Source organism: Streptantibioticus silvisoli, from assembly GCF_027947535.2.
Classification (GTDB): domain Bacteria; phylum Actinomycetota; class Actinomycetes; order Streptomycetales; family Streptomycetaceae; genus Streptantibioticus_C; species Streptantibioticus_C silvisoli.
The window spans coordinates 151,900-164,787 of the sequence record NZ_JAAGKO020000012.1 but is presented as its reverse complement, the minus strand read 5'-3'; the positions used below and the strand labels follow the sequence as shown (position 1 = coordinate 164,787).

Genomic DNA, 12,888 nt, shown 5'->3' with positions numbered 1-12,888 from the left:
GTGTTGGGGGGCGGTGTTGGGGGGCGACGGTCGGCGGTCAGCGGCCGGCCATCAAGCCGTTGGCCGTCATGCCCTCACGCCCTCGGCCGTCACGCCCTCACGGCCTCACGCCGACCGGGCCGGGACCGGGGCCGCGGATTCCAGCAGGGCGGCGACCTGGCCGGCGGCCTGGGCGGCGTCGTGGAAGAGGACCGCGTGCCAGCCGGCCGCCGCGGCGCCGACGACGTTCTTCTCCACGTCGTCCACCAGGACGCATTCGTGCGGGGCGCGGCCGGCGCGGGCGGCGGCGATCCGGAAGATCTCCGGTTCGGGCTTGCGGCAGCCGACCGCGTACGAGCAGACGATGTCGTCGAAGTGCGAGTCGTCGATCATGAAGCGGCGGTGCCGTTCCCAGGACGGCGGCAGGTTGGACAGCAGGCCGATGAAGGCGCCGGCGGCGCGGAAGCCCTCCAGCCGCGCCTTCCAGTCGGCGTTGGCCGGGCGGCCGGCGAACCAGCGTTCGCCGAACCGGCTCAGGTCCGCGTCGACGCCGAAGGTGCCGGCCAGCGCCGCCTCGACCTCCCGCGACCAGGACTCCTCGTCCAGCATCGGGGTGTCGAGCACCCCCATCGAGTCGGTCCCGTGGGCCTCGCCGACGAGCCGCATGGCCTCCTTCAGGGCGTGCAGCGGAACGTTGGCCCGGGTGCTGAACTCCCGGAACGTGACGTCGACCGGCGGGGTGAGCACGCCGCCGAAGTCGGTCCAGACGGCGAGCGGGCGAGGAGCGTGGGTCATGGCGGGTCCTTCGCGATGGCGGGATGGACGGGTCGGGCGGGACGCCGCGGCGGTGCCGCGGGGCCGGCCGGCGTGGCGGTACGGCGGGGCGCGCGGTGGATCAGGGGCGGGGTGCCGCGGGGATCACGCGCGCGGTGGATCGGGCGCCGGGCGCCGCGGGCCGGCCGCAGGCGTACGGCACGTCGCGGGTCACAGGCGGTACAGCAGGCCGCCGTAGTACCAGCCGGAACCGACGGCGGTGGACAGCACCAGGTCGCCCGGGGACAGCACACCGCTGCGGGAGAACTCCGACAGCGCGATCGGGATGGAGGCGCAGCCGGTGTTGCCGCGGTCGGCGAAGTTGGTGAGGAACTTCTCCCGCGGCAGGTCGAGGCCGTCGCGGACGCCGGCGTGGATGGCGTTGTTGCCGGGGTGCGGCACCAGCCAGTCGATGTCGGAGGTCTTCAGGCCGTTGCGGGTCAGGACGTTGTCGGCCACCTTCAGGCTGGAGCGGACCGCGAGGTCGATCAGCTCGGGCTTGGGGCGCAGCCAGCCCTCCGGCGGCCGGGCGGCGACGGTGTCGGCCTCGGTGGAGTCGCAGTCCAGGACGGAGTCGAGCAGGCCGCTGGGGTCGTCCGGGTCGCCCTTCTCCAGTACGACCGCGCCGGCGGCGTCGCCGAAGACCAGCTGGCCGCGGGTGCCGGGTCTGGCCCGCCGGGTGAAGCGGTCGGCGGCCACCACGACCGCGCGCCGCCAGCCGGGGTGGCCGTTGAGCATCGCGGCGGCGGTCTGCACGCCGTGGACGAAGCCGGTGCAGGCGCCGCAGACGTCGAACGCGAGGGCGCCGTGCGCGCCGAGCGCGGTGGCGACGCCGGGGGCGATCTCCGGGATCCACTGCCGGTCGGTCCAGTTGGCCAGCACCACCAGGTCGGCGTCGGACGCGTCGTGGCCGGCGTCCTCCAGGGCGGCGCGGGCGGCCTGGACCGCCATGAACTCCAGCGTCTCGTCCTCGTCGGCCACGTGCAGGCTGCGCACGCCCAGCTCGTCGGCCGCGCCGGGCGGGTAGGTGCGGCCCCCCACCGTCACCTCGCCGTCGTGGAACCGGCGGTTGCGGGGGAAGTAGTGGCCGAGGCCGCTGAAGCGCAGGCCGGTTCCGGTCCAGGTTCGGCCTTCGGTGCGGACATGCATGGTCGGTCTCCTCGCGGTGGGATGGGAAGACGTGCGGGCACGCGGATGCCGTGGAGCGGGGTGCGGTGTGCTCACGGTGGGACGAGAAGGCGTACGGGCGCGCGGCGCCGACGTTCCGGGGCCGGCGTTCCGGGGCCGGCGTTCCGGCGCGGCGGGGGTCAGCGGTAGCGGCCGGCCGGGTCCAGGGCGCGCAGGACGGCGAGTTCCTCGTCGGCGACGGGCTTCTCGTCCACGACGCCGGCGACGTCCGAGGCCCACCGGGTGCGTGCCGCGACGGCCGCCGCGGCCAGTTCCTCGGTGCGGGTCCGGTCGCCGGCGGGCTTCTCGTCGGGCGCCAGCCAGGTCGCCAGCCGGAACGGTTCGTCGCCGGTGGCGCGGCGGAAGCGGCCGAAGTCGCTGACCACCTCGCGGACCCGGTCACCGGGGCTGGTGCGGTAGCCGACCGTCTCGACGTAACGCCGCCGCGAGGACGGTGCGATGACCACGCAGTCGGTCGAGGATGCGATGTCGTTGGCGCCGCCGGAACCGGTCAGCCAGCGGCCGTCCGCGCCCACGCTGGTGTTGATGGTGCCGGTGCGGTCGATCTCGGCGGCCGCCAGCACGCCGAGCGCCCGGGGGTTGGCGGCGACCATGCCGCCGAGGATCTCCGGGATGCCGGCGAGCATCTCGCTGCGTGCCGCGTGCAGCAGGCTGAACAGGTAGACGTCGCCCGGCTGCGGGGTGAAGCCGTACGCCCCGAGCTCGGCGACGACCTTGACCTCGTGCCCGCCGGACCGCAGCCGTTCGGCGGCGAGCCAGGCGGCCATGTGCGAGGTGCCGATGCCGGCGAGCAGCGTGTCGTAGCCGTGGAGCCGCACCTGGTCGGCCACCGCGCGGGCGCCCAGCACGATCAGCCGTTCCTGCGCGGTGGCCGGCGCCGTCGCGGGCGGTGGCGGGCCCGGGGTGCGGACGCCGGCGGTGCGGGCGGCGGGTGGTGTGCCGGCGGGACGGGCCCGTGCGACGGTGTGCTGCTCGGCGCGGGTGATCTCCTGGAGCAGTTCGGTCTCCGCCGCCCAGTCCTCGCGCGGCGCGGCCAGCGGTTCGGCGAGCGCGGCGGTCCTGGCGCGGCCGAGCCGTTCCAGGTAGCCGGCGTGCGAGCCGGGGCCGGCCACCCAGTCGCGGTACCAGTCGGTGCCGCGTTCCGGGCCGTGGCAGGACTCGACGATCTCCTCCAGGAACGCGTAGTCGTCGAGGTAGCCGGGAATGCCGGCCAGTCCGCCGGTGCGCAGCGACTGCGGGTGGGCGCCCAGCGGCGCCTCGCACAGCCCGAGCACCCGCTGGCCGGGGATGACGACCCGGTCGGCGATGGCGCGCAACTCCTCGCGGCCGACGATGCGTTCCACCGAGGCGATGACACCCCGCTTGGCGGCGTACGCGGCCCAGGCGCCCTCCCCGAGCGGCGGGACCATCGCGATGTTGCCGTCCTCGTCCGCGGCGACCGCGTGCACCAGGGTGACGTCCGGGCGCAGCGGTGCCAGCAGGGTGATCCGCCGCTCCGGGTCGGCCGGGTCGGGCATCCGGTGCAGTACGCCGGGCTTGCCCTCGGCCAGGTCGGTGCCGTCCAGCGACCCGGTGACGGCGTAGGGGGCGCCCTGCGCGCCGGCCATCAGCCGCTGGAGGTAGCTGAGCAGCGACCAGGCCTCGAAGGTGAACGGCTCGCCCCGCGTCAGCCCCGCGTACAGCGGGTTGGGGCGCGGCGAGGGGTAGGTGTCGCCGGCGAACCCGGCGATGACCTTGTCGGCCACCCCGGACAGGGCCAGGGCGTGCGCCGAGGAGTGCACGGCGGTGGTGCTGACGGTCAGGTGTCCTTCGGCGCCCAGCACCCGGCACAGCGCGTACGTCAGGGCGTTCGGCCGGGACGGGGTGCCGGCCAGGTGGACGTGGTCGCCGGGGCCGATCAGGCGGCGCACCAGGTCGTCGACGTCCGCGGCGATCAGCGGCCGGCTCATGACGGCGCCCCCACGGTGACCACGGAGGTCTGGCTGCCGAACGCGAACGACATCGACACCGCCAGGTCCAGGCGCGCGGGGCGCAGGCCCTCGAAGACGTGGTCGTGGTCGCACTCGGGGTCGCGGGTGGTGAGGTTGATGGTCGGCGCGATCGCCTGGTGGTGGACCATCAGACTGGTCGCGGCGACGTTGATGATGCCCGCCATGCCGAACGTGTGGCCGTAGATCGGCTTGTTGGAGCTGATCGGCGGCAGCTGCGCGGCGCTCGCCTCGGGGTAGAGGGCGCGCAGCGCGCGGGTCTCGGCGATGTCGTTGTAGCGGGTGGCGGTGCCGTGGGCGCAGAAGTAGTCGACGTCGGCGGCGGAGCGGCCGGCGTCGGCGAGGGCGTCCTCGATGAGGGAGGCGGTGACCTTGCCGGTGAGGTCCATGGTGGTGGGGTGCGCGGCCTCGTTGAGGCTCGCCGCGGACAGCACCTCGGAGTAGATCCGCGCGCCGCGGGCCTTGGCGGTGGACTCGCGTTCCAGGCACAGCACGACCGAGCCCTCACCGAGCGCGAAGCCCTCGCGGTCGGCGCTGTAGGGGCGCACGGCGCGGGACGGGTCGTCGCGCTCGGTGGACATCACGCCCTTGCCGGCCGCCCGGTAGCAGGAGACGACCTCCGGCATGATCGGGAACTCGTGGCCGCCGACCAGCATCGCGTCGGCCGCGCCGGAGCGCAGTTCGCGCAGCGCCAGCCCGATGGCCTGGTGGCCGCCCACGCAGGCGTTGCTGATGGTGGTGACCAGGCCCTGGGCGTTGTTGTAGATGGCCGACAGCGTGGCGGGGCAGCCGGCCATGCCGCGGAACATCGCGCCCTTGTCGCCGAACGCGGCGGGGTCGGCGCCGGTCAGCACGTCGCGCCACCACGCCAGCGGGCCGCGCGAGGAGGACATCACGATGCCCAGCCGGCGCGGGTCGATGCCGTCGATCGGCAGTCCGGCGTCGCGGCGGGCCTCGGCGACCGCGGACATGGTGATCAGGATCTCCCGCGAGTACTTCGCCGCGTGGCCGTCGGTGAGCTCGGGGAGGAAGGCGTGGTGGTCGAAGCCGTTGATCTCGGCCGCCGCGTGGACCGGCAGGCCGGCCGCCTCACCGTCGAACCGGGTGAGCCGGCCGATCTGGGAGCGGCCCTGGGAGATGTTGGTCCAGAATTGGTCGACCGTCCGCGTGTTGGGCAGGACCACGCCGATACCGGTGATCACGATGCCTTCGTCACACGAGGCGAGGAATGACGTCGGCGGGGAACTTTCGGCATTGTGGTGCTCGAATTCCTTGTTCGTCATGGCCAAAACTCTATTCGGGGACTTCGCGGATTCCATGGGCCGCCGGGTACTGGATCGCCGGGACGACCGGTACCGCGGGTACCACCGGCCGAGGCCGACTTCCACCAAGGGAGTACCGCGCATGCGGAATTCGATGATCCACCGAATTACCCGGGCCGGCCACCTCATGATCCATTGGCGGACCGCGCCGGGCCCGCCCCCGGATGTCCGCCGCCGCATTCCATGATCGAATTACATGATCGGATTTCCGGTGCCGCGAGGGCCGCCGCTCCGCGGGAGGTTCCCGGTCGGCGGCGGCGCGCGGTCCGGGGACGCGAACGGCCGCCGCCGTCCCGGGAAGCGGAACGGCGGCGGCCGGCGGGGGAAGGACGCGGGGTGGCTAGTCGGCCTCGTAGCGGCGCAGTTCGCGGCGGGCGAGGGAGGCGCGGTGCACCTCGTCGGGGCCGTCGGCCAGCCGCAGGGTGCGCGCGTGCGCCCACAGCTGGGCGAGCGGGAAGTCCTGGGAGACCCCGCCGCCGCCGTGCGCCTGGATCGCCTTGTCCAGGACCCATTCGGCCATCGCCGGGACCGCGATCTTGATGGACTGGATCTCGGTGTGGGCGCCCTTGTTGCCCACGGTGTCCATCAGCCACGCGGTCTTGAGCACCAGCAGCCGCGCCATCTCGATGCGCACCCGGGACTCCGCGATCCACTCGCGGATCACGCCCTGCTCGGCCAGCGGGCGGCCGAACGCGGTGCGCGCGCCCACCCGTCGGCACATCAGGTCGAAGGCCCGCTCGGCCATGCCGATCAGCCGCATGCAGTGGTGGATACGGCCCGGCCCGAGCCGCGCCTGCGCGATGGCGAACCCGTCGCCCTCGCCGCCGACCAGGTTCTCGGCCGGCACCCGCACGTCGGTGAAGACGATCTCGCCGTGCCCGCCGTGCGGCCCGTCGGTGTAGCCGAAGACGGTCACCCCGCGCCTGACGTCCACACCGGGGGTGTCGCGCGGCACCAGGACCATCGACTGCTGGCGGTGCCGCGGGCCGTCCGGGTCGGTCTTGCCCATCACCACGAACAGCTCGCAGTCCGGGGCCATCGCACCGGACGACCACCACTTGCGCCCGTTGACGACGTACTCGTCGCCGTCGCGCACGATGCGGGTGGCGATGTTGGCCGCGTCGCACGAGGCGACCTCGGGCTCGGTCATGCAGAACGCGGAACGGATCGAGCCGTCCAGCAGCGGCTTGAGCCAGCGGTCCTGCTGGGCGGGGGTGCCGAAGGCGGTCAGCAGTTCCATGTTCCCGGTGTCCGGCGCGGCGCAGTTGACCGCCTCCGGCGCCAGGAACGGGCTGCGCCCGGTGAGTTCCGCCAGCGGCGCGTACTGGAGGTTGGTCAGCCCGGCGCCGTAGCGCGTGCCGGGCAGGAACAGGTTCCACAGGCCCTGCCGCCGGGCCTCGGTCTTCAGCCGGGCCAGCACCGGCGGCCGGTGCCACGGCTCGCCGGCGGCGTACTCGGCGGCGAAGACCGGCTCCGCGGGCAGGACGTGCTCGTCGAGGAAGGCGGACAGCCGGGCGCGCAGTTCTTCGGTGGTCGCGTCGTAGGCGAATTCCATCGGGATCTCCAGCCGGGGCAACGGGAACGGGGCAACGGGAACGGGCAGGGGCAAGGGGAACGGCGAACGGTGCGGGCGGGGCGGCTCAGCGGAGGCCGTCGAGCACGGCGTGACCGCGTTCGACCAGCACCGGCACGGCGTCGGCGACGTCGGCGGACTCGTCGCCGACGGTCAGGCCGGCCGCGGCGCGGCAGTGGATGCCCTCCAGGATCGCCGCGATCTTGTAGAAGGCGAACGCGACGTACCAGTCGAGGTGTTCGAGGCCGTCGCCGTGGTGGCGGGCGTACCGCCGCACGAGGTCGGCGGTCCGCGGCCAGCCGGGCAGCGCGCCGGGCGAGGCCACCGGGGAGCGGTCCAGGCCGCCGAAGCCGTCCCAGTACATGCAGAACATGCCCAGGTCGGCGAGCGGGTCGCCGAGGGTGGCCATCTCCCAGTCCAGGACGGCGGTCACCCGGCCGGGGTCGGCCGAATCGAGCAGGACGTTGTCGAGCTTGAAGTCGCCGTGCACCAGCCGGCCGGGGACCGAGGGCGGGCAGCCGGCGGCGAGCCGGTCGTTGAGCCGGTCGGCGCCGGGCACCTCGCGGGTCCGCGAGTCGTCCCACTGGCGGCGCCAGCGGCGCACCTGGCGGGCCATGAACCCCTCCGGCCGGCCGAAGCCGCCCAGCCCGCACGCCTCGGCGTCCACCGCGTGCAGCGTGGCGAGGGTGTCGACGAGCGCGTACGCGATGCGCCCGGCCGCCCGCGGCCCGAACGGCGCGAGGTCCGCGTCGCCGCGCAGGGCGATGCCGTCGGCCAGTTCCATCACGTAGAACGGCGCGCCCAGCACGCCGGGGTCCTCGCACAGTCCCCCGGTGCGCGGCACGGGCACCGGGGTCGGGCCGAGCGCGGTCAGCACCCGGTGCTCGCGGGCCATGTCGTGCGCGGTGGCCAGTACGTGGCCCAGCGGCGGGCGGCGCAGCACGAGCGGCCGGTCGCCCCACTCGACCCGGTAGGTCAGGTTGGACCGGCCGCCGGCCAGCAGGGTGACCGCGCCCAGCGGTCCGGGCCACGGCAGGTGCCCGGCCAGCCAGGACGCCAGGCGGTCCGGGTCGATCCCGGCCGGTGTGGCGGGCCGGACGCCGGGCAGCGGGCCGCTCATCGCGGCACCGCCGGTCGGGCCTGCCACGGCGGGCGCACGCGGTGAGGCTTCAAGCCCTTGGTGCTCATGGTCTGCGGCACGGGTGCTCCTTGCACGGTTCGGCGGCGGACGGGACCGGGAACGCGGGACGCTGCCCGCCAACACCACGGTCCCGGCCGCCGTCAGCGCGGCGGCCGGGACCGTGGTGTGGCGTGCGGGACGCTCAGCTGTCGGCGATGAGCTTGCCCGCGGCGGCCCAGCTGTCGGCCGGGGTCTCGGTGATCCAGACCTGGACGGTCTCGGCCGGGATCTTGTACGCGTCGACAAAGGCGTCGGTGATGCGGGCGACCAGGTCGCGCTTGAGCTCCACGTCACGCGGGCCCTGAAGAATGGTGACGACGGGCATGAGTCCTCCTCGGGAACGAAACCCCGGGCCGTCTTTCCAGCGACGGCCCGGCACATCAACGACGTTATGCGCCGCCCGCGGACCGCCTCAAGCAGAATGCGCCCAAGGGCGGGCGTCCTTGCCCCCAAAGGAACACCCGGCCGATTCACCCGCCGCTTTCGCGCGGCGGCGCTTCGCCCCGATGTCACTTCACGCGCCTACCGCGTGTTTCCTTGGGCACACCGGAATCCGTATTCCTTGCGCGCTTTCCCACTTGCCTTTCCGGGCGGGGGACGGCTCGTTCGAAACGGCCTTCGGCATTCCCGTGGTTCTCCTGGCCGGTCACACCGGTCACACCGCTCACCGGCCCTGCCGCCGGCCCGTCCGGACCGGCTCCCGGCTTTCCCGCGAACCGCCCGCCACGCGCCCCGGCCCCCGGTGACCATGCGGTCGCCGGGGGCCGGGGAGTGGGAGTGGGCCTACGGGGGCGGGGCGGTCGGTGCTGTTGGGGTCGGCGCTGAGGGGGCACACGGTGAGGGGACCGGCGCTGTCGGGGTCGGGCGCCGGAGGGGCCCATGCTTCGGAGGCCCACGCCGACGGGGCCCACGCCGAAGGGGCCCACGGCGAAGACCTCAGCGTCGGCGGCGGGTCGCCTCGCGGAGGCTGCGGCGCCGGGGTGACCGCCGGCCGGTCAGACTCCGCCGCCCGCGCCGACCAGGCCGCCGTCGACGGCGAGGGTCTGGCCGGTGACCCAGGAGGCGTCGTCGGACGCCAGGTACGCCACCGCCGCGGCGATGTCCTCGGGGGTGCCGAGCCGGTCGAGGGCGTAGCCGGCGGCGATCTCCTTCTCCCGCTCCTCGTACAGCTTCGCCGCGAACCGGGTCTTGACGACCGCGGGGGCGATCGCGTTGACCCGGATGCCGGGGCCGAGTTCCTGCCCGAGCTGCGCGGTCAGGTGGATCAGGGCGGCCTTGCTCGCGCCGTACAGGCCGATGCCGGCGGCCGGCCGCAGCCCGGCGACCGCGGTCATGTTGACCACCGCGCCGCCGTGCTCGCCCATCCACGCCGCGTGCGCCTCGCGCAGCCAGCCCAGCGCGGCCAGGACGTTGACCTCGAAGACCTTGCGGACGGTGGCGTCCTCCAGGTCCAGCACCGGGCCGAACACCGGGTTGATCCCGGTGTTGTTGACCAGCACGTCCAGCCGCCCGAACGCCTCCAGGGTGCGGGCCACCGCCTCGCGGCGGTGCTCGGCGGAGTCACCGCGTCCGGCGACCGCGATGGCGTGCCGCTCGCCGCCGAGGGCACGCACCGCGTCGTCCAGCGGTCCGGCGGACCGGGCGGTGACGCAGACCCGCGCGCCTTCGGCGACCAGCCGCTCGGCCACGGCGAGTCCGATGCCCCGGCTGGCACCGGTGATGAGGGCGACGCGTCCCTGGAAACGGGCGGTCGCGGGAGCTGTGCTCACGGTTGCAGTCCTCCGGGAGTGAGCCGCCCACCGGCCGCGAAGGCGGTCGGGGACGGCGGGGTCGGGGTGGAGTGGGGTGAGGGGGGTGGGGCGGATCGGGGCGAGACGGAGCGGTGCGGCGGGGCGCGGTGCGGTGCTGGGCGGCGCGGTCCGGTGCGGTGCCGGGCGGCGCGGTGTGGGTCGACGCGGCCCGGGTCGGCGCAAGGGCGGCGCGGCCCGGCGGTGCGGTGCTGGACGGAGCAGGGCGTGCGGTGCGAGCGAGGCGGTGCGATACGGGTCGGCGCTGGGCGGTGCGAAGCGGTGCGTTGGCAGAACCCGCCACGGCGACCGCGTAACCCGGCGGAGCCGATCCGTCCTCGCGGGCGGGGGAATTGCGGGTGGGCCGGGGGAAAGGCCTTCGGCCGTCCCGTCAGCGGTGTGAATCCCTTGCGGGCCGGGGCCCTTTCCCGTCGGACGAACCGCGCGTCCCGCTTCCGGGCGCCGCCGGTATCTCCTCCGAGGCATCAGCCCCGGTTCCTGGCCAACGGATCGCGGCGCGTTCGTGAGGCCCCTGATCAGTCGGTCCCGGTATCCCGGTGTCCCGGTGTCCCGGTGCCCCGGTGCCCCGGTATCCCGGTGTCCCGGGACGTGAATGCGGCGGCGGTACGCGGCGCGGGGTTCGCGGACCCGCGGCGCGTGGCGGGCCCGGGTCATCAGCCGCCCCGGGGCCACGACGGGCCCTGCGCCGTCAGCAGTTCGCGCCGGTTGGTGACCCCGAGTTTGCGCAGGACGCTGCTCACGTGGTTCTTCACGGTCTGCCGGGCCAGGTGGAGCTGCGCCGCTATCTCGTCGTTGGAGTACCGCGCGAGGAGCATGCCGAGCACCTCCTGTTCGCGTTCGGTCATGCCGTGCACCCGCAGGGTGCGGGGGATCAGTTCGGTGATGCCGCAGTGCTCGCGCAGGTACCACACCGGGCGGCCGGCGGCGAGCGTCTCGACGGCGCGGACCAGGCGTTCCGGGGTGGCCGTGCGGTGCACGAAGCCGTCGGCGCCGCCGGCCAGGCAGGCGGCGACCACGGCCGGGTCCTCCGCCCCGGTGAACATCAGCACCCGCGGCGGCCGGGGCAGCCGCTTGACCTCGCGGCACAGGTGGACGCCGTCGCCGCGGCCGGCCAGGTCGACCTCGGTGACGAGCATGCCGGCGTCCGCCCGGCGCAGTGCGTCGAGCGCGGCCTCCACCGTGCCGGCCTCGTGGGTGGCGTCCGCCGCCCCCGAGTGCCGCAGCAACGCGGCGACGGCCCCGCGCGGCACGGGGAACGAGTCCGCCACCACGACCACCCTCTGCTGGGACAGCGACGACATCGGGTGGTCGTCAGACATCGCTGCCGCTCTCTTCGTATCCACAGCTGCCTCCAGGGACGGAGAAAGGGTCGGGTGCCGGCTCCTCCTTCGAATGGACGGCCCGAACGTATCTCCGATTTGACGGCACGGCGACGGTAATTCACCGGTAGTGGCATGGCGCGTGGACCAAAAATCCCGGCGATGGCACTTCCGGGGTTCGCCCATGTCCCGCGCGGCACCCGGAAGAAACACCGGAATGCGCCGAAGGATTACCCGGCATCGTCCTGCGGGCCGGATTCCTCTCGCCATTGTCCCCCGTCGGCCGGTGTGACGCACCGTATCGTTCCCGGCCACCGAAAGTACGCCGTCACGACCTGGTCCCGGCGGCCACCACCACCGGGACCGCAGGCGTTCCGGCCGACGCCTTGCCGGACACACCGGGCCGAACCCGCTTTCGCCGCAGGCGCGTTGAACGCGGTCATCGCCCGCAGTACTCCCCCGGTCCCTTGCCCGGGGCACCCCGGCGCAACGCCCGCCGGCCGCCCGCCGTGTTCCCTTCGGGACATCCGGCGATCTCCTCCGGGGCATTCGGCGCGGGAGCCGGAGCATTCCCGCCTAGCGTGGTGACGCGCGTGAAGGGCGTCCCCCACCGCACGCCGGCGGAAATCCCCACCCGCGACATCCCGGAATCCGGCGGGCCGAAAGCGCGCGAATTCGACGTGAACCCGAGAACACAGGAGTGCCCGATGTCGATGAAGGCGATGCTGCCCACCGGCCGCCCGGAGGAGATGGTCGAACTCGGAGAGGCCGACGAGCCGTCGCCCGCCGCGAACGAGGCCGTCGTCGAGGTGGCGGTCTTCTCCGTCAACCGCGGCGAGGTCTTCCAGCTCCACGGCCCCATCAAGCGCGTCGGCCGGCCCGGCAAGGACGTGGCCGGCGTCGTGGTCCGGGCCGCCGCCGACGGTTCCGGCCCCGCCGCCGGCAGCCGGGTCGTCGGCCACCCGCCGGCCAACGGCTGGGCGCAGCGGGTCGCGGTGCCCACCGCCTCCCTCGCGGTGCTGCCGGCCGACGTCTCCTTCGAGCAGGCCGCCGCCCTTCCGCTGGCCGGCCTGACCGCCCTGCGGCTGCTGCGTGCGGCTGGCCCGCTGGCCGGCCGGCGCGTCCTGCTCACCGGCGCCTCCGGCGGCGTCGGCCACTACACCACCGAACTCGCCGTCAACTCCGGCGCGCACGTCACCGCCGTGACCGCCACGCCCGAACGCGGCAAGGTACTGGAGGAGTTCGGCGCCGAGGTCGTGCACGACCTGGACGACGTCGAGGGCACGTTCGACATCGTCCTGGAGTCCGTCGGCGGCGCCTCCACCCCGAAGGCGCTGTCCCTGCTGCGCCCGCGCGGGCAGATGGTCTGGTTCGGCCAGGCGTCCCGCGAGCCCGCGCAGCTGAGCTTCTTCGAGTTCTTCAAGGGCCCGCGCTCGGGCACCGTCCGGCACTTCCACTACGAGCACTCCGACGAGGGCTTCGGCGACGACCTGGCGACCCTGGTCCGGCTGACCGCCGGCGGCCTGCTGCACCCGGTCATCGGCCGCCGGGAGGACTGGCGGCGCACCGCCGAGGTCCTGTCCGACCTGCGCGACCGCCGCGTCATCGGCAACGCGGTCCTCACCGTGGACCACTCCGCGACGACCGCCTCCTGACAACCACGCCCGCGTCTCCCGCCCCCGTCGACCACGACGGGGCGGGAGACGTCGTCGTTGCGG

At 74.3% G+C, this 12,888-nt stretch carries 10 protein-coding genes; 1 reads left to right on the top strand and 9 read right to left on the bottom strand.

Going from position 1 to position 12,888, the window contains the following annotated elements; translation table 11 throughout:
* Positions 1-105: 105 nt before the first annotated feature.
* From POF43_RS11455 to POF43_RS11415, 9 genes are all read right to left on the bottom strand, one after another.
* Positions 106-774 (bottom strand): HAD-IA family hydrolase, encoded by a 669-nt coding sequence (locus POF43_RS11455; RefSeq protein WP_271324169.1) that lies wholly within the window; start codon positions 772-774, stop codon positions 106-108.
* A gap of 189 nt (positions 775-963) precedes the next feature.
* The gene (locus POF43_RS11450; RefSeq protein ID WP_271315766.1) at positions 964-1,941 is read right to left on the bottom strand and encodes a ketoacyl-ACP synthase III; all 978 of its coding nucleotides are present in this window, start codon (positions 1,939-1,941) and stop codon (positions 964-966) included.
* A gap of 158 nt (positions 1,942-2,099) precedes the next feature.
* Positions 2,100-3,929, bottom strand: a complete 1,830-nt coding sequence (locus tag POF43_RS11445; protein ID WP_271315767.1) for a CoA-transferase — start codon at positions 3,927-3,929, stop codon at positions 2,100-2,102.
* Positions 3,926-5,251 carry a beta-ketoacyl-[acyl-carrier-protein] synthase family protein gene (locus tag POF43_RS11440; protein ID WP_271315768.1) on the bottom strand — a complete coding sequence of 442 codons (1,326 nt, stop codon included), beginning with the start codon at positions 5,249-5,251 and terminating at the stop codon, positions 3,926-3,928. Before POF43_RS11440 ends, POF43_RS11445 begins: the two co-directional genes overlap by 4 nt.
* Before the next feature lie 379 nt (positions 5,252-5,630).
* Positions 5,631-6,845 (bottom strand): acyl-CoA dehydrogenase family protein, encoded by a 1,215-nt coding sequence (locus POF43_RS11435; RefSeq protein WP_271315769.1) that lies wholly within the window; start codon positions 6,843-6,845, stop codon positions 5,631-5,633.
* A gap of 85 nt (positions 6,846-6,930) precedes the next feature.
* Entirely contained in the window at positions 6,931-7,983 is a 1,053-nt protein-coding gene (locus tag POF43_RS11430; RefSeq protein ID WP_271315770.1) for a phosphotransferase family protein, read from the bottom strand.
* Between the two features lie 202 nt (positions 7,984-8,185).
* Positions 8,186-8,368: a 4-oxalocrotonate tautomerase DmpI gene (dmpI, locus tag POF43_RS11425; RefSeq protein ID WP_271315771.1), complete on the bottom strand. Its 183-nt coding sequence runs from the start codon at positions 8,366-8,368 to the stop codon at positions 8,186-8,188.
* Positions 8,369-9,038: 670 nt separating this feature from the next.
* On the bottom strand, positions 9,039-9,812 hold the full coding sequence (locus POF43_RS11420) for an SDR family oxidoreductase (protein WP_271318815.1): 774 nt from the start codon (positions 9,810-9,812) through the stop codon (positions 9,039-9,041).
* Between the two features lie 692 nt (positions 9,813-10,504).
* Positions 10,505-11,170, bottom strand: a complete 666-nt coding sequence (locus tag POF43_RS11415) for a response regulator transcription factor (RefSeq protein WP_271325155.1) — start codon at positions 11,168-11,170, stop codon at positions 10,505-10,507.
* Between the two features lie 713 nt (positions 11,171-11,883).
* On the opposite strand from POF43_RS11415, the gene POF43_RS11410 reads away from it, so the two are divergent.
* Positions 11,884-12,825, top strand: a complete 942-nt coding sequence (locus POF43_RS11410) for a zinc-binding dehydrogenase (protein WP_271317443.1) — start codon at positions 11,884-11,886, stop codon at positions 12,823-12,825.
* Positions 12,826-12,888: the final 63 nt, after the last annotated feature.